The organism is Micromonospora costi (assembly GCF_003626655.1).
GTDB classification, from domain to species: Bacteria; Actinomycetota; Actinomycetes; order Mycobacteriales; family Micromonosporaceae; genus Micromonospora; species Micromonospora costi.
This window is the reverse complement of record NZ_RBAN01000001.1, coordinates 284,305-306,857: the sequence shown is the minus strand read 5'-3', so window position 1 is coordinate 306,857 and position 22,553 is coordinate 284,305. Positions and strand designations below refer to the sequence as shown.

Annotated in this window: 17 protein-coding genes and 2 pseudogenes; 8 read left to right on the top strand and 11 right to left on the bottom strand. The window is 73.2% G+C overall.

Translation table 11 applies throughout. From position 1 onward, the window contains the following. Positions 1–35 precede the first annotated feature (35 nt). The 3 genes from D7193_RS01435 to D7193_RS01425 are packed head-to-tail and all read right to left on the bottom strand — an operon-like array spanning position 36 to position 3,425. A complete protein-coding gene (locus D7193_RS01435; RefSeq protein ID WP_120777572.1) occupies positions 36–797 on the bottom strand; it encodes a succinate dehydrogenase/fumarate reductase iron-sulfur subunit in 762 nt (253 codons plus the stop codon). Further along, on the bottom strand, positions 794–2,731 hold the full coding sequence (locus D7193_RS01430; RefSeq protein ID WP_120777571.1) for a fumarate reductase/succinate dehydrogenase flavoprotein subunit: 1,938 nt from the start codon (positions 2,729–2,731) through the stop codon (positions 794–796). The genes D7193_RS01435 and D7193_RS01430 overlap by 4 nt, the downstream gene beginning before the upstream one ends. Position 2,732: 1 nt before the next feature. After that, entirely contained in the window at positions 2,733–3,425 is a 693-nt protein-coding gene (locus tag D7193_RS01425; RefSeq protein WP_277749889.1) for a succinate dehydrogenase cytochrome b subunit, read from the bottom strand. Between the two features lie 77 nt (positions 3,426–3,502). Between D7193_RS01425 and D7193_RS01420 the strand changes: the two genes are divergently transcribed. Further along, positions 3,503–4,432 (top strand): LysR family transcriptional regulator, encoded by a 930-nt coding sequence (locus D7193_RS01420; RefSeq protein ID WP_120777569.1) that lies wholly within the window; start codon positions 3,503–3,505, stop codon positions 4,430–4,432. A 38-nt stretch (positions 4,433–4,470) separates the two neighbouring features. Here the strand turns inward: D7193_RS01420 and D7193_RS34790 are convergent. From D7193_RS34790 to D7193_RS01405, 3 genes and pseudogenes are all read right to left on the bottom strand, one after another. Then, positions 4,471–4,992: pseudogene (locus D7193_RS34790) on the bottom strand (DUF998 domain-containing protein); the annotation flags it as partial. 212 nt (positions 4,993–5,204) lie between these two features. Further along, the gene (gene hrpA / locus D7193_RS01410) at positions 5,205–9,233 is read right to left on the bottom strand and encodes an ATP-dependent RNA helicase HrpA (RefSeq protein WP_120777567.1); all 4,029 of its coding nucleotides are present in this window, start codon (positions 9,231–9,233) and stop codon (positions 5,205–5,207) included. A gap of 61 nt (positions 9,234–9,294) precedes the next feature. Beyond that, positions 9,295–10,578, bottom strand: a complete 1,284-nt coding sequence (locus D7193_RS01405; RefSeq protein ID WP_120777566.1) for an MFS transporter — start codon at positions 10,576–10,578, stop codon at positions 9,295–9,297. A gap of 58 nt (positions 10,579–10,636) precedes the next feature. Between D7193_RS01405 and D7193_RS01400 the strand changes: the two genes are divergently transcribed. Further along, positions 10,637–11,197: a CGNR zinc finger domain-containing protein gene (locus tag D7193_RS01400; RefSeq protein ID WP_120777565.1), complete on the top strand. Its 561-nt coding sequence runs from the start codon at positions 10,637–10,639 to the stop codon at positions 11,195–11,197. A gap of 32 nt (positions 11,198–11,229) precedes the next feature. After that, a complete protein-coding gene (locus D7193_RS01395; RefSeq protein WP_120777564.1) occupies positions 11,230–11,670 on the top strand; it encodes a cytidine deaminase family protein in 441 nt (146 codons plus the stop codon). Between the two features lie 87 nt (positions 11,671–11,757). Here D7193_RS01395 and D7193_RS01390 read toward each other — a convergent pair whose 3' ends face one another. Then, the gene (locus D7193_RS01390; RefSeq protein ID WP_120777563.1) at positions 11,758–12,117 is read right to left on the bottom strand and encodes a YciI family protein; all 360 of its coding nucleotides are present in this window, start codon (positions 12,115–12,117) and stop codon (positions 11,758–11,760) included. A gap of 150 nt (positions 12,118–12,267) precedes the next feature. Between D7193_RS01390 and D7193_RS01385 the strand changes: the two genes are divergently transcribed. From D7193_RS01385 to D7193_RS01370, 4 genes and pseudogenes are all read left to right on the top strand, one after another. Further along, the gene (locus tag D7193_RS01385; RefSeq protein WP_120777562.1) at positions 12,268–13,314 is read left to right on the top strand and encodes a FecCD family ABC transporter permease; all 1,047 of its coding nucleotides are present in this window, start codon (positions 12,268–12,270) and stop codon (positions 13,312–13,314) included. Continuing rightward, positions 13,311–14,393 carry a FecCD family ABC transporter permease gene (locus tag D7193_RS01380; protein WP_241562774.1) on the top strand — a complete coding sequence of 361 codons (1,083 nt, stop codon included), beginning with the start codon at positions 13,311–13,313 and terminating at the stop codon, positions 14,391–14,393. Before D7193_RS01385 ends, D7193_RS01380 begins: the two co-directional genes overlap by 4 nt. A gap of 46 nt (positions 14,394–14,439) precedes the next feature. Continuing rightward, positions 14,440–15,204: pseudogene (locus D7193_RS01375) on the top strand (ABC transporter ATP-binding protein); the annotation flags it as partial. Between the two features lie 221 nt (positions 15,205–15,425). After that, the gene (locus D7193_RS01370) at positions 15,426–16,370 is read left to right on the top strand and encodes an ABC transporter substrate-binding protein (RefSeq protein ID WP_120777561.1); all 945 of its coding nucleotides are present in this window, start codon (positions 15,426–15,428) and stop codon (positions 16,368–16,370) included. Between the two features lie 108 nt (positions 16,371–16,478). On the opposite strand, the gene D7193_RS33155 is transcribed toward D7193_RS01370, so the two are convergent. The 3 genes from D7193_RS33155 to D7193_RS01355 form a co-directional block, all read right to left on the bottom strand. Then, the gene (locus D7193_RS33155; protein ID WP_147434309.1) at positions 16,479–17,105 is read right to left on the bottom strand and encodes a hypothetical protein; all 627 of its coding nucleotides are present in this window, start codon (positions 17,103–17,105) and stop codon (positions 16,479–16,481) included. A 666-nt stretch (positions 17,106–17,771) separates the two neighbouring features. Then, on the bottom strand, positions 17,772–18,416 hold the full coding sequence (locus D7193_RS01360; RefSeq protein ID WP_120777559.1) for a hypothetical protein: 645 nt from the start codon (positions 18,414–18,416) through the stop codon (positions 17,772–17,774). Between the two features lie 101 nt (positions 18,417–18,517). Continuing rightward, positions 18,518–19,096, bottom strand: a complete 579-nt coding sequence (locus D7193_RS01355) for a TetR/AcrR family transcriptional regulator (protein WP_120777558.1) — start codon at positions 19,094–19,096, stop codon at positions 18,518–18,520. 105 nt (positions 19,097–19,201) lie between these two features. On the opposite strand from D7193_RS01355, the gene D7193_RS01350 reads away from it, so the two are divergent. Beyond that, positions 19,202–19,921: an MBL fold metallo-hydrolase gene (locus D7193_RS01350; RefSeq protein WP_120777557.1), complete on the top strand. Its 720-nt coding sequence runs from the start codon at positions 19,202–19,204 to the stop codon at positions 19,919–19,921. A 49-nt stretch (positions 19,922–19,970) separates the two neighbouring features. Here D7193_RS01350 and D7193_RS01345 read toward each other — a convergent pair whose 3' ends face one another. Beyond that, a complete protein-coding gene (locus tag D7193_RS01345; RefSeq protein WP_120777556.1) occupies positions 19,971–22,475 on the bottom strand; it encodes a DEAD/DEAH box helicase in 2,505 nt (834 codons plus the stop codon). Between the last annotated feature and the right edge of the window lie 78 nt (positions 22,476–22,553).

Here is a 22,553-nt window from a genome sequence, read left to right as displayed (position 1 = left end):
CACGGGGGTGGCGGCCCGCCGTGCGGAACGACCGGTCAGGAACCGGGCTTGCCGGCCGCCTTCGTGGTGGCCGTCAGGTAGTCCCGGTTGAGACGGCCGATGGTGTTGAGCGGGATGCCCTTCGGGCAGGCCACGGTGCACTCGCCGGCGTTGGTGCAGCCACCGAAGCCGGCCTCGTCGTGCGCGTCGACCATGCCGATCACCCGGGTGTAGCGCTCCGGCTGGCCCTGAGGCAGCAGCGAGAGCTGGGTGACCTTGGCGGCGGTGAAGAGCATGCCGGAGCCGTTCGGGCAGGCTGCCACGCACGCGCCGCAGCCGATGCAGGCCGCCGCCTCGAAGGCCGCGTCCGCGTTGGCCTTGGCCACCGGCACCGAGTGGGCCTCCGGCGCGCTGCCGGTGGGTGCGGTGATGTACCCGCCGGCAGCGATGATCGTGTCGAAGGCGCCCCGGTTGACCACCAGGTCCTTGATGACCGGGAAGGCCCGGGCGCGCCACGGCTCGATGTCGATGGTGTCGCCGTCGGAGAACTGCCGCATGTGCAGCTGGCAGGCCGTGGTGCCGCGCTGCGGCCCGTGCGCCTGTCCGTTGATCATCATGCCGCACATGCCGCAGATGCCCTCGCGGCAGTCGTGGTCGAACGCCACCGGGTCCTCGCCGGCGAGGATCAGGCGTTCGTTGAGCACGTCGAGCATCTCCAGGAACGACATGTCCGGCGACACGTCGTCGACCTGGTAGGTCACCATCCGACCCTTGTCCTCGGGGCCGGACTGGCGCCAGATGCGCAGGGTCAGGTTCACTTGTAGCTCCGCTGCGTGGGGTGGACGTATTCGAACTTCAGGTCTTCCTTGTGCAGCACCGACGGCTGCCCGGTGGCGGTGAACTCCCACGCCGCGACGTACGAGAAGCGCTCGTCGTCGCGCTGGGCCTCCCCGTCCTCCGTCTGGTACTCGGCCCGGAAGTGGCCGCCGCACGACTCCTCGCGGTGCAGGGCGTCGATGCACATGAGCTCGGCCAGCTCGAAGAAGTCGGCCACGCGGCCGGCCTTCTCCAGCGACTGGTTGAGCCCCTCGCCGTCGCCGAGCACGCGCACCCGCTGCCAGAACTGCTCGCGCAGCGCGCGGATCTCGTCGATGGCCTTGCGCAGGCCGGCCTCGCTACGCTCCATGCCGCAGTGGTCCCACATGATCTGGCCCAGCTCGCGGTGGAACGAGTCGACGGTCCGGTCGCCGTTGACCGCCAGCAGCCGCTGGATGCGGTCCTCGACGTCCCGGCGCGCCTCGACGACCGCCGGGTGACCCGCGTCGACCTTCTCGAACGGGCCGCCCGCCAGGTAGTTCGCGATGGTGTTCGGCAGCACGAAGTACCCGTCCGCCAGGCCCTGCATGAGCGCCGACGCGCCCAGGCGGTTGGCGCCGTGGTCGGAGAAGTTCGCCTCGCCGATCACGAACAGGCCGGGGATGGTCGACTGGAGGTCGTAGTCGACCCACAGGCCGCCCATCGTGTAGTGCACGGCGGGGTAGATCCGCATCGGGACCTCGTACGGGTCCTCACCGGTGATCCGCTCGTACATCTCGAAGAGGTTGCCGTACTTGGCCTCGACGGCCTTACGGCCCAGCCGCCCGATGGCGTCGGCGAAGTCGAGGTAGACGCCGAGCCCACCCGGGCCCACGCCCCGCCCCTGGTCGCAGACGGCCTTCGCGGCGCGGGACGCGATGTCCCGGGGGACCAGGTTGCCGAAGGAGGGGTAGATCCGCTCCAGGTAGTAGTCCCGCTCGTCCTCGGGGATGTCCTTCGGGTTGCGGTCGTCGCCCTTGGCCTTCGGCACCCAGACCCGGCCGTCGTTGCGCAGCGACTCGCTCATCAGGGTCAGCTTCGACTGGTGGTCGCCGGAGACCGGGATGCAGGTCGGGTGGATCTGCGTGTAGCAGGGGTTGGCGAAGTACGCGCCCTTGCGGTGCGCCCGCCAGGTGGCGGTGACGTTGCAGCCCTTGGCGTTGGTGGAGAGGTAGAAGACGTTGCCGTAGCCGCCGGAGGCGAGCACCACCGCGTCGGCGAACTCGGTGGTGACCTCGCCGGTGACCAGGTCGCGGACGACGATGCCGCGGGCCCGGCCGTCGACGACGATCAGCTCCAGCATCTCGTGCCGGGCGTTCATCTCCACGTTGCCCAGGCCGATCTGCCGCTCCAGGGCCTGGTACGCCCCGAGCAGGAGCTGCTGGCCCGTCTGGCCCCGGGCGTAGAAGGTGCGCTGCACCTGCGCGCCGCCGAAGGACCGGGTGTCCAGCAGCCCGCCGTACTCGCGGGCGAAGGGCACGCCCTGGGCCACGCACTGGTCGATGATGTTGACCGAGACCTCGGCCAGCCGGTGCACGTTCGACTCCCGGGAGCGGAAGTCGCCGCCCTTCACGGTGTCGTAGAAGAGCCGGTGGACCGAGTCGCCGTCGTTGCGGTAGTTCTTCGCGGCGTTGATGCCGCCCTGCGCGGCGATCGAGTGGGCCCGGCGGGGGCTGTCCTGGTAGCAGTAGGACTTGACCTGGTAGCCCTGCTCGGCGAGCGTGGCCGCGGCCGAGCCGCCGGCCAGGCCGGTGCCGACCACGATCACGGTCATCTTCCGGCGGTTGGCCGGGTTGACCAACTTGGCCTCGAAGCGTCGGCGTTCCCAGCGGGTCTCGATCGGGCCGTCGGGAGCCCTGGTGTCGGCGATCGGGTCGCCCTCGGTGAAGAGTTCCATGTCAGGACACCAATCCGGTGAGTACGGCGAACGGGACCACCAGGTAGCCGGCGCACAGCGCGACGGCGAAGACCAGCGCGGCGACGCGTGCCCGGCGCTCGCCCCGCGGGGTCTGCTGGCCGAGGCTGCGGAACGCGCTGAACGCGCCGTGCCGCAGGTGGAAGCCGATGGCGAGGATCGCGAGGGTGTAGAAGAGCGTGACGTACCAGCGCTCCGGCGCGAAGTCGGCGACCAGGTTGCCGTAGGGCTTGCTCGGGTCGCCGACCGGGTTGAGGTGACCGGTGGTCAGGTCCAGGAGGTGGTAGATCACGAACAGCAGGATGATCACGCCGCCCCAGCGCATCGTGCGGGCCGCGTAGCTGCCCTGGACCTTCGCGCGGTGGGCGTACCGGACCGGGCGGGCGGCGCGCGCCCGCATGGCCAGCGCGGTGGCGGCGGCGATGTGCCCGATCACGGCGACGGTCAGCACGCCACGGAGGATCCAGAGGAACCAGACGCCCGGCAGCAGTGGCTTGCCGATGTCCCGCAGCCAGTGCGCGTAGTGGTCGAACGCCGTCTGCCCCGCGAAGGACTTCAGGTTGCCCAGCATGTGCGCGATGAGGAACAGCACCAGGATGATGCCCGTCACCGCCATGAGGGCCTTGAGGCCCACGTTCGAGCGGATGGGCGATCGTGTTCTCGTCGTGACTACCACAGGGCCGACGCTAGGAGCAGTTTGATCAGTCGTCCAATGCATCGACCTCGCAGTCTTGATAGACATAGGCTATGTAGATGCAGCTACATCAGCTGAGGTACTTCGTTGCCGTGGCCGAAGTACGACATTTCACCCAGGCGGCCGACATCGTCGGCATAACCCAGCCCTCGTTGAGTAAGCAAATTCACGCTCTGGAGGCCGACCTCGGGGCGCCCCTCTTCGAGCGGGTAAGGGGCAACATCGCCCTCACGGCGGCCGGCGAGGTGCTCCTGCCGTTGGCCAAGCGGATCCTCGCCGACGTGGAGACCGCCACCCGGGAGGTGCAGGAACTGGTCGGGTTGCGCCGTGGCCGCGTACGCCTCGGGGCCACCCCCAGCCTGGCCACCTCCCTCGCCCCGCCGGTGCTGCGGCGGTACCGCGACGCCCATCCCCTCATCGACCTGCGGGTCGAGGAGGGCGGCTCCCAGGATCTGGTGCGTGACCTGCTGCGGGGCGACCTCGACCTCGCGCTCATCATCATGCCCGCCGCCGGCGCCGACCCCGGGCTGCGCGCCGACCCCATCCTGCGGGAGAGCCTCGTGGTGGCCTCGCTGGAGGACCTGCCGGCCACCACCGGCACCGGCGAGGTGCGCATCACCGACCTGCGGGACCGACCCATGGTGATGTTCCGCGAGGGATACGACCTCCGGGACGCCACGATTCAGGCATGCCGCGCCGCCGGCTTCGAGCCGACGTTCGCCGTCGACGGCGGCGAGATGGACGCGGTGCTCAGCTTCGTGGAGGCGGGCCTGGGCGTCGCGCTCGTTCCCGGCATCGTGGTCGCCCGCCGCCCCGGCGTACGGATCACCCGGCTCGCGCCGCCCGGGGTGACCCGGACCATCGCGGTCGCACGGCGGCGGGACGTGGTGCCCACCCACGCCGGCCGGGAGCTGCGCCGCATCCTGCTCGAGTACGTGCGTGACGCCACCGCCGGCGGCGAACTCCCACCCGGCGTCGAGCCGATGTAGGTGGCCACACCCCGAGGGCGCAGGTGGGCGACGAGCACCAGCAGGCCCACCTCGCCGAGGCAGACGAGGCGTTCGATCAGGCCGACGAACGGGCGCAACGGCGAGCCCACGAGGTACGCGGCCACGAACGGGACCATGGCGACCGCGCAGGCGACCGCACCCAGGACCACCGCGCGGGCGAGGCGCCCCGGATGCCGTACGGCGGCCAGCAGCGCGCCGAGCGGCAGGCCGGACAGGGCGGCCACCGCGGCCCAGCGGTGAATGTCGCCGGTCGTCGTCACCGGTGCGCCGACCGGGTCTCGGGGGAAGACGACCAGCACCACGAGCCCCACGCACCAGGCCCCCAGCCCGGCCGCCACGAACCGGTGCCGGAGGGCGGCGGGCCGGCCCGACCGGAGGACCTCCGGGGCGAGCAGCAGCGCCGATCCCGCGGCCAACGCGAGCACCGCCACGTCGAACAGCCACCCGGTGCGCGACAGCGCGTAGTCGCTGACCGTGTCACGTACCGGGTGCACCGGGCTCCCGGGCAGGTGCAGGACGCCGAACAGGAGCATCGCCACGCCGGCCACGACCAGCCCGGCGACGCGGACGACGGCCGGTCCGCGGGCCGCTCGGGGCCGCCCGGCGGTTCCGGTGGCGGGGGCGGGTCCGACGGGCGCGCGGGCGGTGGGCACGGGCTGGTCTCCTCACCCGGTCGGCGCGCCCCGACGGCACGCGAGGGCGAGCGTGTTCCCGATCCGCCCGCCGCCACACCACCGGGCCGGAAGTCGGCTCAGCGGCCCTCGGCCTCGTCCATGGCCCGGTAGATGCGCTGCTCCGACACGGGGTACGGGGTGCCGAGCGCCTGGGCGAAGACGTTCACCCGCAGCTCCTCGATCATCCAGCGGATCTGCCGGACCGCCGCCGACTGTCGCCTCGCGGCCGGCAGCGCGGCGAGCATGTCCTGGTACTCCTTCTGCACCACGGCGATCCGGTCCTGCTGCTGCTTGTCCCGCTGCGGGTTGCCGGGCAGCCGGTCCAGCCGCCGCTCGATCGCGGTGAGGTAGCGCAGCAGGTCGGGCAGGCGGGCGTACCCGGCCTCGGTGAGGAAACCGGCGTGCACCAGGCCGGTGAGCTGGGCGCGGATGTCGGCGAGGGCGGCCACCACCGCGAGGTTCTGCGTCCGGCCGAGGCGCTGCTCCACCGCGTACGCGGCGGCGAGCACCCGCCGGGCCCGGTCCATCACCTCGACGACCGTGTCGACCAGGTCGGCCCGGACCCGCTCGCGCAGCGCCGCGAACCCGTCGGCGTCCCACGCCGGGCCGCCCGCGTCGGCGACCAGTTTGTCGATCGCCGCGCCGGCCGCGTCCTCGATCAACGCCTGCACCCCGCCGTGCGGGTTGCGCGACAGCGCCAGCTTCGCCTCGTTGGACAGCCGCCCCTGGAGGAACTTCGCGGGCGACGGCACGGTCAACCGCAGTAGCCGCCGGGTGCCGGCCCAGTGCGCCGCCTCCGCCTCGGCCGCCGAGTCGAAGACCCGTACGCCGACGGTGGCGCCCTCGTCGACGAGCCCCGGGTACGCGGTCACCGCGTACCCGGCCCGGACCTGCTCGATGGTGCGGGGCAGGGTGCCGATGCTCCACTCGCGCAGCCCGGTGCGGGCCACGTCCGGCGCGGCCGCCGCCACGACCTGGCGTACCTCCTGCCGGAGCTCGCGTTGCAGCGCCGGCAGGTCCTTGCCCTCGGCCACCGGCTTCTCGTCCTCGCCGAGCACCCGGAACGTCACCCGCAGGTGCGGCGGCAGCTTCGCGGTGTCCCACGCGTCCCGCGGCACCGTGACCCCGGTCATCCGGCGCAGCTGCCGGGTCAGCGCGTCCAGCAGCGGCTCCTCGCCGGCGGGCATCGCCGCGAGCGCGGCCCGGGCGTAGTCGGGGACCGGGACGAAGTTGCGGCGCAGCGCCTTGGGCAGCGAGCGGATCAGCGCGACGACCAGTTCCTCGCGCAGCCCCGGCACCTGCCAGTCGAAGCTCTCCGCCGGCACCTGGTTGAGCAGCGGCAGCGGGATGTCGACGGTGACCCCGTCGGTCGCGGTGCCCGGTTCGAACCGGTAGGTCAGCGGAAGGGCCACGCCGTCGGCGCGCCACTCGTCGGGGTAGTCGGCCTCGTCCACCCCGCCGCGCCCGGCGTTGACCAGCAGCTCGCGAGTGAAGGTGAGCAGGTCGGGCCGCTCCCGGCGGGTCTTCTTCCACCACGCGTCGAAGTGGCGGCCGGAGACGACGTCGGCGGGGATCCGGGCGTCGTAGAAGTCGAAGATGGTCTGGTCGTCGACGAGGATGTCCCGGCGGCGGGCCCGGTTCTCCAGCTCCTCGATCTCGGTGAGCAGTCGCTGGTTGTCCCGCCAGAAGTGGTGGTGGGTCTGCCAGTCGCCCTCGACGAGCGCGTGCCGGATGAACAGCTCGCGGCTCAGCGCCGGGTCGATCCGGCCGAAGTTGACCTTCCGGGAGGTGACCAGCGGGATGCCGTACAGCGTGACCTTCTCGTACGCCATCACGGCGGCCTGCTTCTTCTCCCAGTGCGGCTCGCTGTAGCTGCGCTTCACCAGGTGCTGCGCGAGGGGCTCGACCCACTCCGGCTCGACCCGGCCGGCGATCCGGCCCCACAGGCGGGAGGTCTCGACCAGCTCGGCGGCCATCACCCAGCGCGGCGGCTTGCGGAACAGCGCGGAGCCGGGGAACAGCCCGAACTTCGCGCCCCGCGCGCCCAGGTACTCGTTCTTCTGCGGGTCCTTGAGCCCGACGTGCGAGAGCAGCCCGGGCAGCAGCGACTGGTGCACCTTCGGGGTGTCGATCTCCTCCGGCAGGTCCGCGCCACCGCCGCGCCGGCCGTCGGTGGCGCCGGCCTCGCGCGCCGGTCGCCCGCCGCGGCCCTGTTCGGGCGTACGCAGCACCTGGCGCAGCTGGCTCACGATGTCCTGCCACTCGCGCACCCGCAGGTAGTTCAGGTACTCCGCCTTGCACATCCGACGGAACGCGCTGGAGGACAGGGCCCGCTGCTGTTCCCGCAGGTAGCGCCACAGGTTCAGGTACGCGACGAAGTCCGACTCCCGGTCGGCGAACCGGGCGTGCGCCTGGTCGGCCTGGGCCTGCCTGTCGGCGGGCCGCTCGCGAGGGTCCTGAATGGAGAGCGCGGCGGCGATCACCATGACCTCGGTGGCGCAGCCGTTGCGCTCGCCCTCGACGACCATGCGGGCCAGCCGGGGGTCCACGGGCAGCTGGGCGAGCCGCCGCCCGAGCGCGGTCAGCCGCTTCGCCGGGTCGGTCTCGGCCGGATCGAGGGCGCCCAGCTCGTGCAGCAGGTTGACGCCGTCGGCGACGTTGCGGCGGTCCGGCGGGTCGATGAACGGGAACGCGGCGATGTCACCGAGCCCGATCGCGGTCATCTGGAGGATGACCGAGGCGAGGTTGGTCCGCAGGATCTCCGGGTCGGTGAACTCGGGACGCGAGAGGAAGTCCTGCTCGTCGTAGAGGCGGATGCAGATGCCGTCGGAGGTGCGGCCGCAGCGGCCCTTGCGCTGGTTGGCCGACGCCTGCGAGACCGGCTCGATCGGCAGGCGCTGCACCTTGAGCCGGTTGCTGTACCGGGAGATCCGGGCGGTGCCCGGGTCGACCACGTACTTGATGCCGGGGACGGTCAGCGAGGTCTCCGCCACGTTCGTGGCGAGCACCACCCGCCGCCCCCGGTGCGAGGCGAACACCCGGTGCTGCTCGGCCGCGGACAGCCGGGCGTACAACGGCAGGATCTCGGTGCCGCGCAACGCCGGCTTCTTCTCGACCAGCCGGCCGAGCGCGTCGGCGGTGTCCCGGATCTCCCGCTCGCCGCTGAGGAAGACCAGGACGTCGCCCGGCCCCTCCGCGGCCAGTTCCTCGACGGCGTCCCCGATCGCCTGGATCTGGTCCCGGACGTTCTCCTCGTCCCCGTCGTCCTCCTCGGACCCGGTGACCTCCACCAGCGGCCGGTAGCGCACCTCCACCGGATAGGTCCGGCCGGACACCTCGATGACCGGGGCCGGGTTGCCGTCGGCGTCGGCGAAGTGGCGCGCGAACCGGTCGGTCTCGATGGTGGCCGACGTGATGACCACCTTGAGGTCCGGCCGTCGGGGGAGGAGTTGCTTCAGGTAGCCGAGGATGAAGTCGATGTTGAGGCTGCGCTCGTGGGCCTCGTCGATGATCAGCGTGTCGTACTGGCGCAGCATCCGGTCGGTCTGCAGCTCGGCAAGCAGGATGCCGTCGGTCATGAGCTTGACCAGGCTGCGGTCGCTCACCTGGTCGGTGAAGCGGACCTTGTAGCCGACCACGTCCCCCAGCTCGGTGCCCAGCTCCTCGGCGATCCGGTCGGCGACCGTCCGCGCGGCCAGCCGCCGGGGCTGGGTGTGCCCGACCAGCCCGTGCACACCGCGCCCCAGCTCCAGGCAGATCTTGGGCAGCTGGGTGGTCTTGCCGGAGCCCGTCTCGCCGGCCACGATCACCACCTGGTGGTCCCGGATCGCGGCCGCGATGTCGTCCTTGCGCTCGCTGACCGGCAGCCCGGCCGGGTAGGTCACCACCGGCACGGCGGCGCGGCGCGCGGCCAGCCGCTGCTCGGCCCGCTCGACCTCGGCGGTGATCTCGGCGAGCGCCTCGTCCCGCCGCTGCGGGTCGCGCAGCTTCCGGGCGCCGTCCAGGCGCCGCTGGAGCCGGCGCTGGTCGCGGAACATCAGGGGGGAGAGGCGGCGGTGCAGCTCGCGTACGGTGTCCGACGCGGCGGGTGCGGCTGGATTCTGCATGTCGTGGCCAAGATTAGTCCGCGGCCCCGGGAGCGCCTCCTGGTTTACCGGCCGCCCGCGCTCAGCGGGCCGGCTCCCGCGCGGGCTCGTCCGGTCGCGGGGTGACCGCCCTCGCCTCCTCGGCCCGGCGCAGCCTCCGGATCCGGCGCCCGAGCATCGGCACGGCGGACGCCGCGAGGCCGGCCGCCCCGACGGCCACCCCGACCCGGCTGCCGGCGGTCTGGCCGAGGACCCCGCCGAGCGCGCTGCCCAGCGGCAGCACGCCGAAGATCAGCAAGCGGTAGCCGCCGTTGCTGCGGGCCAGGCCGCCCCGCGGGATCACGATCTGGCGCAGGGTCACCGAGAGCACGTTGGCCACGCCGAGGCCGGTCCCGCTCGCCAGCTGGACCAGCGCCAGCCCGGCGGCCAGGGCCGAACCGGTGCCCGGCAGCGCGGCGATGAGCAGCGGCGCGCCGGTGGAGAGCACGAGCGCGCCCACGAAGGTCCGGCCGAACCCGAACCGGGTGGCCAGTCGGAGCGAGACGAGGGTGCCGAGCAGGGCGCCGGCGCCGGAGGCGCTCAGCGCCAGACCGAACAGGCCCGCCCCGAGCCCCCGGTCGGTCACCGCGTACACGACCAGGTTCACCGTGAGGATCTGGGACGCGCCGTTGTAGATCGTGGCGTGCGCGGTGAGCGCCCGCAGCCACGGGTTTCCGGCGATGATCCGCAGGCCGCCGAAGATGCCCGTGGTGTCCTCGTCGCGCGGCGGTGCGGGCTCGGGACGCCGTGCCCCGGCCACCCCGAGCGCGCTGGCCAGATAACTCACGGCGTCCAGGGCGACGGTCAGTGCCGGCCCGACGAGTTGGGCCAGCCCGCCGGCGAGCCCGGGCCCGGCGACCTGCGCGGCCGTGTACGAGCCCTGGGTCGCCCGGTTGGCCGCGCCCAGGTCCGCCTCGTCGACCAACGACGGCACGTAGGCGAAGCTGCCGACGTCGAACACCACGCTCGCGGCGCCGACGACGAGCGCCACCGTGACCAGCAGCGGCACGGAGAGCAGGTCGGCCAGGTACGCGACCGGCACCGCGGCGAGCGCGACGGCGCGCACCAGGTCGGCGACCACCATGACCCGCCGGCGGCGTCGCCGTTCGAGCCAGTGCCCGACGAGCAACGGCAACAGCAGGTTCGGCAGGAACGTCGCGGTGGCGATGGCCGCGACGCCGGCCGCTCCGGCGCCCAGGGTCAGCGAGGCCACCAGGGGCAACGCGACCGCGGTGATCTGGGTGCCCAGCACCGACACCGTGTGACCCGCCCAGAAGCGGCGGAAGTCCCGGTTGCGGGCCAGTAGCGCCGACCGCGTTACCGCCATGGCGGCTCCTTCCAGGCACCGTTACCGGATGATGGTGCCATAGCGGTAAGCTCCTGTCATGAGGCAGCCCGGTGACCGGGCCCCGGCGCCCGCATCGCTCACACTCGTCCAGGATCTGGCGAACACCGTCGACATCGAGATGGCGCGCGACGCCCTCCGCACCGTCGACGACCTCGCGGCCTTCTGCGCGGCGCACGGGCTGCCGGGCCTGACCGTCGACGCGGCCGACCTGGCCGACGCCGTCCGGCTGCGCGAGGCGCTACGGGACGTCTGCCAGGCGCACGCCGGCAGCGACGTGCCGCCCGACACGCTGGCCGCACTCCACGCGCTGCTCCGCCAGGGCCCGTTGACGGTCGAGTTCGACGCCGCGGGTCACGCCCGGGCGGTGCCGGCGCCCGGGCTGACGGGGCTGCCCGCGCTGGCGGCGGCGGTCGCCCGGAGCGTGCTCGACGCCGTCGCCGACGGCACCTGGCCGCGGTTGAAGGCCTGCGCCGCGCACAGCTGCCGGTGGGTCTACTACGACCGCAGCCCGGCCGGGCGCAGCCGCTGGTGCACCATGAGCATCTGCGGCAGCCGGGCCAAGATGCGTGCGTACCGCGGCCGGAACCGGCCCGACTAGAGTTGCCGCGACCTGAGCCGATGGGGGAGCGGATGAGCATGCGGGACACCGACCGGGCGCTGGTGCAGGCCGCCACGGCCGTCGCCAAGCTGCGGTGCCGCAGCGAGAACCACACCGTCGCGGCCGCGGCCCGGACGTCCGACGGTCGGGTCTTCACCGGCGTGAACGTCTACCACTTCACCGGCGGGCCGTGCGCCGAGCTGGTGACCATCGGCGCGGCCGCCACGCAGGGCGCCACCGAGCTGGAGACCATCGTGGCGGTGGGGGACCGCGGGCGGGGGGTGATCCCGCCGTGCGGCCGGTGCCGGCAGGTGCTGCGGGACTACTTCCCGTCGATCCGGGTGATCGTCGGGCCGATGGACGCGCTGCGCGTGGTCGAGGTCGGTGACCTGCTCCCCGACACGTACGTCTGGGCCGACCACCAGGTCGACGACCCCGCCGTGCCGGCCGCCCGCGGCGGCGCGGAGGGCTGAGGCCGCCGGGCCCAGCCCTGCCCTCGGCCCTGACGTGCGTCGTCGCCGCCATCACCGTAGGGCCGCCGGCGTGGCGGCTGGCCGGCCTCAGTCGCCGGCCGCCGCCTCCAGCATCGACCCGGGCATCGGCACGCCCTCGTACCGGACGTTCCCCTCCGGCACCATCCAGCTCACCACGTGCACCGACAACAGCCCGGCGCGTACGGCGGGATCGTTGTGGAACAACTCGCGCGCCATGTCCCGGTGCACGGACAGCACGACGAGACCGCGCAACCGCTCGTCGTCGGTGTCGACGAACGGGCCCGCGGCCAGGACCAGCCCCTGCTCCACGAGGCCCGCCTGGTGGGCCAGGTGCGCGGCGTGCAACCGGTCGACGGCGTCCTGCGGCAGCTCCGGGGCGTCCGCGGGCCGGGCCAGGAGGACGACCGTGTGCTGGTCGAATCGCATGCCCCCACCCTAGGGGCGCGGGCCGCCCGTCGCGGCCGCTCCGCGCTGTCGGCCCAGGTCAACGACGTTCGATGAGTGACCGTCGGATCAGCGCCACCCGGCGGGTCGGATAAGGTAAGGCGAACCTAAGCGCGCACCCGCGGGAGACTCGTGACCACCCTCCTCGACCGGCCGGCCCCCACCGGCCGCCGCAGCCGCGCCCGCAACGGGCGGCGGCTCGCCGTCACCCTCGGGGCCGCGCTCGTGCTGCTGCTCGTGGTGCTGGCGAGCTTCGCCCTGGGCAGCCGGCCCATCCCCGTGGACCAGGTGTGGCACGCCCTCGTCGCGCCCGACGGCGGCGAGGCCACCACCATCGTCCGCGAGCTGCGGCTGCCGCGCACGGCCCTCGGCCTCGCCGTGGGCCTGGCCCTCGCGGTGGCCGGCGTGCTCTTCCAGGCCCTGACCCGCAACCCGCTCGCCGAACCGCGGATCCTCGGCATCAGCGCCGGCGCCTCCTGCGGCGTGGTGCTCGCCATCAGCGTCTTCGGTGTGGGCACGCTCGCCGGCTACGTCTGGTTCGGCATCGGCGGCGCGCTCCTCGCCGGCCTGCTGGTCTTCGCGGTGGCCAGCCGGGCCCGCGAAGGCGCCAGCCCGGTCACCCTCGCGCTGGTCGGCGCGGCGCTCGACGCCAGCCTCGCCTCCGTGGTGTACGCGCTGCTCAGCATCGACGCCCGCACCTTCGAGGAGTACCGGTTCTGGGTGGTCGGCGGGCTCACCGGCCGGGACCTGTCGGTCGCCGCGCAGGTGCTGCCGTTCGTGCTCGCCGGGCTGGCGCTGGCCGCCCTCGTGGCCCGCGGGCTGGACGCGCTGGCCCTCGGCGACGACGTGGCACGCGGCCTGGGGCACCGCATCGGGCTGATCCGCATCGGCGGCGGTGTCGCCGCGGTGCTGCTCACCGGCGCCGCGGTCGCCGCCGCCGGGCCCATCGCGTTCATCGGCCTGGCCGTGCCCCACCTCGCGCGGGCCCTGGTGGGCGCCGACCACCGGTGGACGCTCGCGGTGTCCGCCCTGCTCGGGCCGGCGCTGCTGCTCGGCGCCGACATCGTCGGCCGGCTGGTCGACCCGCCGGGCGAGATCCCGGCCGGCATCATCACCGCCCTGATCGGCGCGCCGCTGCTCGCCGTCCTGGTCCGTCGCGCGAAGGTGGTGACGGCGTGAGCGCCCCCGCCACGATCACCGATCCGGTCGCCCCCGGCGGCGGCGCGAGCCGGCTGCCCGGCCGCTCGCTGCTGCGCCTCGGCCCGGTGAGCATGCAGATCCGGCGCCGCTCGGTGGTGGTCGCCGCCGTGCTGCTCGTGCTGCTGGCCGTGGCCCTCGTGTTCAGCCTCTCCCTCGGCACCCCGTACGTCGCCCCGGCCGACGTGCTGCACTCCCTCTCCGGCGCCGGCACCCCGTACGACCTGGTGGTCCTCAACCTGCGACTGCCGCGGGCTGTGCTGGCCGCCGTGGCCGGCGCCGCGTTCGGGGTGGCCGGCACGCTGATCCAGAGCGTGGCCCGCAACCCGCTCGCGAGCCCGGACGTCATCGGCGTCACCCAGGGCGCCGGCCTCGCCGCGACGGTGGCGTTGACCGGCGGCGCGGCCGCGGCGCTGGTGGCGCCGGCGGCGCTGGTCGGTGGCCTGGCCGCCGCGGTGCTGCTACTCGCGCTCGGTGCGCGGCACGGGCTGGCCGCGCAGCGGTTCGTGCTGGCCGGCGTGGCCGTGGCCTTCGCGCTGCGGGCCCTCACCGAGGTGGTCATGCTCACCGCCGACCCGATCGACGGGCAGCGCGCGCAGGTCTGGCTGATCGGCACCCTCGCCGGCAAGGGCTGGACCGAGACCACGTGGATCGGGGTCACCCTGCTCGTGCTGCTGCCGGTGCTCGCGTGGGCCGGCTGGGCGCTGAACAGCACGGCCCTCGACGACGACACCGCCCGGGGCATCGGGCTGCGGCCGGCGGCCCGCCGCGTCGGGCTCGCCGGCACCGGCGTCCTCGTCGCCGCGATGGTCACCGCGCAGGTCGGCGCCGTCGACTTCGTGGCGCTGGTGGCGCCGCAGGTGGCCCGCCGGCTGGTACGCGCCGAACGGCCGCCGCTGATCTGCGCCGCGCTGCTCGGCGCCCTGCTGCTGGTGCTGGCCGACCTGGCCGGCCGGCGGCTCCTCGCGCCCACCCAGCTGCCGGCGGGCGTGCTCACCGCCGCCATCGGCGGCCCGTACCTCATGTACCTGCTGCTGCGGGGCCGCCGGAGGTCGTCGTGACCGCCCGCCGCCCTGCCCATCCGTCGACCACCCCTCAGGAGGCGTGATGCTCTCCACCCGCGACCTGGTCGCCGGCTACGACGAGCGGACCGTGCTGGACGGGCTGAACCTGGAACTGCCCTCCGACGCGTTCACCGTGATCGTCGGGCCGAACGCGTGCGGCAAGTCCACCCTGCTGCGCACCCTGGCCCGCCTGCTCGCCCCGCGCCGCGGCACCGTGCTGCTCGACGGCACGGCCATCCGGGAGCTGCCCACCCGCGAGGTGGCCCGGCGCCTCGGGGTGCTGCCGCAGAGCCCGCTCGTGCCCGAGGGGGTCACCGTGGCCGACCTGGTGGGCCGGGGCCGGCAGCCGTACCAGCGCTGGTGGCGGCAGTGGTCCGAGCAGGACGGCGCCGCCGTGGACGAGGCCATGGCCCTGGCCGACGTCGCCGGTCTCGCCGACCGGCCGGTCGACACCCTCTCCGGCGGGCAGCGGCAGCGGGTCTGGATCGCCATGACGCTCGCCCAGGACACCGAGGCGCTGCTGCTGGACGAGCCCACCACCTTCCTCGACCTGGCCCACCAGGTGGAGGTGCTGGACCTGCTGCACCGGCTGCGCGCCGAGCGGGGCCGCACCGTGGTGGCCGTGCTGCACGACCTCAACCAGGCCGCCCGGTACGCCGACCACCTGGTCGCGATGCGGGCCGGCGCCGTGGTGGCCGCCGGGCCGCCGCGGGAGATCCTCACCGCGGACCTGGTCCGCGAGGTGTTCGGGCTCGACTGCGTGGTCGTGCCCTGCCCGGTGAGCGGGGCGCCGCTGGTGGTGCCCGCCCTCACCAGTCCCACCCTGGCCGCGGGCGCTTCGGGTGCCTCAGGCGCCTCGGGCGCTTCGGGCGTCGGCGCCGCTCCGTCGGCGGGCGCTCCGGGCGCCGGTCCCGCTTCGGCTGCCGGTGCTCCGGGCGCCGGTCCCGCTCCGGCTGCCGGCGCTCCGGGCGCCGGGGCCACTCCAGCCGCCGGCGCTCTCGCCGGCTCGTACCCTTCGGAAGGAATCTGATGCGTCGTCTCGTCGCCGTCCTCGCCGCGGCCGTCGCCCTCGGCGTCGGACTCACCGCCTGCGGTGAGAGCGACCCGGTCGCCGGCACCACCGGCGGGGAGACCCGGGAGATCACCCACGCCATGGGCACCACCAAGGTGCCCGCCCACCCGCAGCGCGTCGTCGTGCTCGACACCGACAAGATCGACACTGCGCTCTCCCTCGGCGTCACCCCGGTCGGCGCCGCGACCGCCGGCGAGGCGAAGAGCTGGCCGACGTACTTCGGCGAGGACAAGCTCGCCGGCATCAAGGAGGTCGGGGTGCTCGGTGAGCCCGACCTCGAGGCGATCAACGCGCTCAAGCCGGACCTGATCCTGGGCAGCAAGTTCCGCCAGGAGAAGTTCTACGACGAGCTCGCCGCCATCGCCCCGACCGTCTTCACGGAGAAGGTCGGCATCACGTGGAAGGAGAACTTCCTCCTCGACGGCAAGGCGCTCGGCAAGGAGCAGGAGGCGAAGGACCTGCTCGCCTCGTACGAGGCGCGGGCCAAGGAGTTCGGCGCGAAGCTGGGCGACGCCGCCTCGCGCAAGATCTCGATCGTCCGCTTCCTGCCCGGCAACATCCGCGTCTACGGCCCGGAGTCCTTCTCCGGCATCGTGCTGGGCGACACCGGGCTGGGCCGCCCCGAGCGGCAGCTGCTCGCCAACAAGGAGGACAAGCGCTTCGACGTGGTCAGCCCCGAGCGGGTGAACGAGGTCGACGGTGACGTCATCTTCGTGACGGCGTACGGCGAGAAGGCCGCCGCCGAGCAGGGCACCGTCACGGCGGGCAGCCTGTGGAAGAACCTGTCCGCGGTGAAGGCCAACAAGGCGTACGTGGTCTCCGACGAGGTCTGGATGACCGGCATCGGCGTCGGCGCCGCCAACAAGATCCTCGACGACCTCCAGAAGTACCTGGCCGCCTGACCCACCCGGCCCGTCGCCCTCGCGCCGCGCCCGCGCGCCCCGCGGGGGCGCGGCTCGAAGATCGCGCTCGATCCCGGAAGTAGTGGCCTCCCGATGGTGGGGAGGCCACTACTTCCATGTTGCAGCGCGATCATGAGGCGGGGTCCAACGCGCGCGGTGGCCGCGGGCACGGAGAGCCGCCCGGACCTCTCGTACGAAACCCTCGAAGTCCTCGCGGAACCGTCTCGCGGTCAGGTGCAGGACGATCCACTCCTCGCCGAGGAGACGGTTCAGGCGCCGGCGGTCGCGGTGGAACTGATCCGGATCGTCGTGCCAGAGCCCGTCGTACTCCACCGCGACCTTGAACTCTGGCCACGCCAGGTCGAGCCGGGCAACGAACCGGCCCGCCTCCGCCACGACGAACTGCGTGCACGGGCGGGGCAGCCCGGCCATCACCAGCCGGACCCGGGCCCGTGACTCCGGCGGCGACTCGGCACCGGGATCCGCCAGGTCGACGGCCCGCAGCAGCGACCGCCAGCCCCTGCGCCCGGCCCGGGCCAGGGCGTACTCGCGCAGCGCCGCCACGTCCGTGAGCCGGCGGGCGAGCAGGCCGTCGATGACGACCACCGCCTCCACGACGTCGAGCCAGCGGGCAAGATCCCAGCACGTCCGGGCCGGCGACGTCACAAGGATCCCGGCACGGTCGACGACGTCCCCCGGCTCGATCTCGCCGTGATGCACCCGCAGCCCCGTCATGGAACCCTTGCGCGGGTCCGGTCGTGCGGCATCCGACCGTCCCAGGGGCCGCACCGCGGCGTCCCGCCGTCGTCCGGAGGGTGCCACTGCGGCGTCAGCGTCCGGGGTTGGCCTGGTCGGCACGAGCACCTCGATGGGCTGATCCGCCGGGACTCGCCCCACCCCGTACAGGGCGGCAGCGGACCGACCCGCCACCGCGGTGCCCGGTGGGGTCAGCCAGCGATGCACGGCCAGGCACCGGGTGCGGTGTGTGATCGTCAGCTGCGCATCGGCGTAGACGTCGCGGAAGAGCGGCCGCCACGCGGAGCTGCGAAGATCGTTGCGGGTGAGCAGCCCACGCGAGACTGCGGTGGAGCCGCGGAAGATCCGACCGCGCAAGGGTGACGGACGGCGAGGGGCCTTCGGCATGCCGTCCAGGCTCGCGCACACCGGACCCGCGGCGCAGACCCTGTGGACAACCCGCAAGATCACGCTCGAACACGGAAGTAGTGGCCTCCCTGGCAATGGGAGGCCACTACTTCCAGGATCGAGCGCGATCTTGCCGTGAACGCGGGCGCGGGTGCGGGCGGCGAACGCGGGCGCCCGCCCGGCACGGCGGGGTGCGGGCGGGCGCTGACGCTGGCGACGCGGCGGGTCGGGTGGGGCCGTGGGCCGGGGCCCGGTGGGTCAGGCGGCGGTGGACCAGAGGGAGCGGAAGGCGGCCGCCTCGCCGGCGAGCCAGCGTTCGACCTGGTCGGGCTTGACGCCCTCGGGCATCCGGTGCGCCTGGCCGCGTCGGACGTCGACGAGGACCGGCTCGGCGTGCGGGAGCAGCGCGTCCATGTGGCGGGCCATCAGGTGCAGCGTGGCGAGCACCGCCTCCTCGCTGGGCGGGGTCTCGTCGAAGTGCAGCCGGACGGCCTCGACGCGCCCGTCGGCGTGGCGTACGCCGAAGTGGGGGTTGATCTTGACGGGTAGGTCGCCGAGCATGGCGAGGGCGTCCCGGGTCTGGGCCAGGTCGACCGACGTGGGCTCGCCGAGGCTGTGCAGCCAGGCGGTCGCGCCCGGCACGAGTGCCTGGTAGAGCGGACGCCAGCGCGGCTTGACCTGGTCGGCCACCTGGTCGAGGTGGGTGCCGCCGGTGTGGAAGGCGATGTCGGCCTTGAGTGCCTTCACGAACTGGCCGTGCGGGTTGAAGCCGTGCCGGCTGGCGCGCTGCTTGCGCAGGCCACCCACGAAGGTGGCCTTCGTGGGCCCGGTGCGGTCGACGTACCGGGTGAAGCCGAGGAGCGTGGCGTAGGGCGTGAGGGGGGCGGAGGCGGGCGCGGTCACGGTCGTCCTCCCAGGTCAGGAACTGGTTTAGTACATACAGTCTAATAGACGGGGCTGACATCGCCCAGGGTTGAAGCTGGCCCGAGCCCCTGCGGCGGCGGTCAGCCCGCCCGGGGTGGCTCCGGGGTGGTGAAGGCGGCGGTCAGCCGGATGATGCCGAACTCGAAGGCCTCGTCGAGGTCGCCGCCGAGGTTGAAGGCTCCGGCGAGCTCCATGCTGACGAAGCCGTTGGCCCAGGCGGTGAACATACGGGCGGCCTCCAGGGCGTGCTCGGGCCCGGCGAGGTCGGCGGCGACGCGCAGGGCGGGGGCGCTGGCCCGGGTGAGCGAGTCGAGGCTGGGCCGGGTCTCCGCCGGGCCGTTGGCGAAGATCAGGTGGTAGCCGGCCGGGTGGGCGTGGGCGAACGCGCGGAAGACGCGGGCCAGCTCGCCGAGGTCGGTGCCGGGGTCGCCGCTGCCGGCGACGGCCTCCAGCCGCTCGCCCAGGTCGCGGACGGTCGCCTCGGTGACGAGCCGGATCAGGGCGTCCCGGTTGCGGACCCGCTTGTAGAGCGACGGGGCGCGTACGCCGACCCGCTCGGCGACCGCCTGCATCGTCAGGCGCGGGAGCCCTTCCGACTCCAGGATGTCGCGGGCGGCCGTGACGATCTCGGCGAGCGAGGTTCGATCGGGGGTCGGCATGTGGTGTTTCCTCCGGGTGGGCGACGGTCGTCACCATGATAGCTATAGTGCTTAGCCATGATGGCTATGCACCGTAGCCATCAGAAGTCGCATCGGGAGGCAACCATGAAGCTCGGACCACACCTGCACCGCATCGGCAACGACCTCGTCGCCGCATACCTGATCGAGACCGAGGAGGGCGTGACCGTCGTGGACGCCGGGCTGCCCGGTCACTGGTCGGAGCTGGTCACGGAGCTCTCCGGCATGGGCCGTACGCTCGCCGACATCCGCGGACTGATCCTCACCCACGGCGACACCGACCACATCGGCTTCGCCGAACGGCTCCGGCGCGAGCACGGCGTCCCTGTCTACGTGCACAGTGCGGACGCCGCCCGCGCCCGTGGCGAGGCCAAGCCCGAGGCATCGTTCGGGAAGTTCAAGGTGGGTGCGCTGGCGGGCTTCCTCTGGTACGCCAGCCGCAAGGGCGGGATGCGCACCACGTACCTCAGGGAGGTCGTCTCCGTTGCCGACGGCCAGGTGCTCGACCTGCCCGGCGCCCCGCACGTGATCGGGATGCCCGGCCACTCGCCCGGCAGCATCGCCGTGCACGTGCCGGTCGCCGACGCGGTCTTCGTCGGCGACGCGCTCACCACCCGGCACGTGCTGACCGGCCGGCCGGGCCCGCAGCCGGCGCCGTTCACCGACGACCCGGAGCTGGCGCTCGCCTCGCTCGCCCGCATCGAGGAGCTGCCGGCGACGTGGATCCTCCCCGGCCACGGCACCCCGTTCGACGGCGGCACCCGCGAGGCGGTACACCAGATTAAGGCGTTCGCGCAGGCCCGGTGAACGGGCCGCAGGCCGCCCGAGGTTTCCGGACGGCCCGCGGAGGGAGCGGTCAGAGCTGCCCGACCGACGTGATCCGGACGACCGCCGCGCCCACCTCGTCGGACGCGGCCAGGTCGACCTCCGCGCTGATGCCCCAGTCGTGGTCGCCCTCGGGGTCGTCCAGGATCTGCCGCACCGTCCAGGTCGAGCCTCCCTGGTTGATCATGAGCAGCGCCGGGCCGCGGGCGTCCGGGCCGGTCCCGATGGAGTCGTACGTGTCGAAGTACGGCTCCAGCGCGTCGGCCCACGCGTCCGCGTTCCACCCGTCGGCGGCGTCCAGTTCGCCGAGGAGGTCCCAGCGGCGCAGGGCGGCCAGTTCCACTCGGCGGAACAGCGCGTTGCGCACCAGCACCCGGAACGCGCGGGCGTTGCGCGTGACGGCGGGCACCCGGTCGTCCAGGGTGACGGCCGCGGCGGCCACGTCGGACGGGTTGCGCAGCCGCTCCCACTCGTCGATGAGGCTCGAGTCCACCTGCCGGACCAGCTCGCCCAGCCACTCGATGAGGTCGATCAGCTCCTCGGTCTTCGCGTCCTCGGGGACGGTCTGCCGCAGCGTCTTGTACGCGTCGGCCAGGTACCGCAGGACGAGACCCTCGGAGCGGGACAGCCCGTAGAACTGCACGTACTCGGGGAAGGTCATGGCCCGCTCGTACATGTCCCGGACCACGGACTTCGGGGAGAGCTGGTGGTCGGCCACCCACGGGTGCCCCTGCCGGTACATCTCGTACGCCGATTCCAGCAGCTCCGCGAGGGGCTTGGGCCAGGTCACCTCGTCGAGCAGTTCGAGGCGCGCCTCGTACTCGATGCCCTCAGCCTTCATGGCGGCGACCGCCTCGCCGCGGGCCTTGAACTGCTGCGCGGAGAGCACCTGGCGCGGGTCGTCGAGGATCGACTCGATCACCGACAGCACGTCGAGGGCGTACGACGGGGACTCCCGGTCCAGCAGCTCGATGGCGGCCAGGGCCAGCGGCGACAGCGGCTGGTTGAGCGCGAAGTCGAGCTGGAGGTCGACGGTGAGCCGTACGCGCCGGCCCGTCTCGTCCGGCTCGGCCAGCTCCTCGACCACCCCGCCGGCGCGCAGGGCCCGGTAGATGGCGATCGCCCGCCGGATGTGCCGCCGCTGTGCGGCGCGCTCCTCGTGGTTGTCGGTGAGCAGGTGCCGCATGGCCGCGAACGCGTCGCCGGGCCGGCCGATGACGTTGAGCAGCATCGAGTGGCTGACCTGGAAGCTGGAGGTGAGCGGCTCGGGCTCGGCCTCCACGAGGCGCTGGAAGGTCGGCTCGCCCCAGCCGATCGACCCCTCCGGCGGCTTCTTCTTGACGACCTTGCGCCGCTTCTTCGGGTCGTCGCCCGCCTTGGCGAGGGCCTTCTCGTTCTCGATCACGTGCTCCGGCGCCTGCACCACCACACGGCCGATGGTGTCGAAGCCGGCCCGGCCGGCCCGGCCGGCGATCTGGTGGAACTCGCGGGCCTTGAGCAGCCGGGTGCGGGTGCCGTCGAACTTCGACAGGCCGGTGAAGAGAACCGTGCGGATGGGCACGTTGATGCCGACACCGAGGGTGTCGGTGCCGCAGATGACCTTGAGCAGGCCGGCCTGGGCGAGGGTCTCCACGAGCCGGCGGTACTTGGGCAGCATCCCGGCGTGGTGGACGCCGATGCCGTGCCGGACCAGCCGGGACAGCGTCTTGCCGAAGCCGGAGGTGAAGCGGAAGTTCCCGATCGCCTGGGCGATCATGTCCTTCTCGGCCCGGGTGCAGACGTTCACGCTCATCAGCGCCTGCGCCCGTTCCAGCGCGGCGGCCTGCGTGAAGTGCACGACGTAGACCGGCGCCTGCTTCGTCTCCAGCAGCTCCTCGAGGGTCTCGTGCAGCGGCGTCATGGCGTACGAGAAGATCAGCGGCACCGGCCGCTCGGCCGAGCGGACGACGGCGGTCGGCCGCCCGGTGCGCCGGGTCAGGTCGTCGACGAACCGGGTGGTGTCGCCGAGCGTGGCCGACATCAGGATGAACTGGGCCTGCGGCAGCTCGATGAGCGGCACCTGCCAGGCCCAGCCGCGGTCGGGCTCGGCGTAGAAGTGGAACTCGTCCATGACCACCTGGCCGACGTCGGCCCGGGCGCCCTCGCGCAGCGCGAGGTTGGCCAGGATCTCGGCCGTGCAGCAGATGATCGGGGCGTCGGCGTTGACGCTGGCGTCGCCGGTCAGCATGCCCACGTTCTCCGCGCCGAAGATCTCGCAGAGGGCGAAGAACTTCTCCGACACGAGCGCCTTGATGGGGGCCGTGTAGAAGGTCGTCCGGTTGTCGGCGAGGGCCGCGAAGTGCGCCGCCGTCGCGACCAGGCTCTTGCCCGAGCCGGTCGGCGTATTCATGATCACGTTGGCCCCGGAGACGATCTCGATGATCGCCTCCTCCTGGTGGGGGTAGAGGTCGAAGCCGCGCTCCTTGGCCCAGCCGGCGAACGCGTCGAAGAGGGTGTCGGGGTCGGCGCTTGCGGGCAGCGCGGCAGTGAGCGTCATAGCGCGTCCATGGTGCCTGGATCATGCCCCTCCGCGCCAACCCGGGCGCGGGCGGCCGGACCGGAGCCGGCCGGGCGC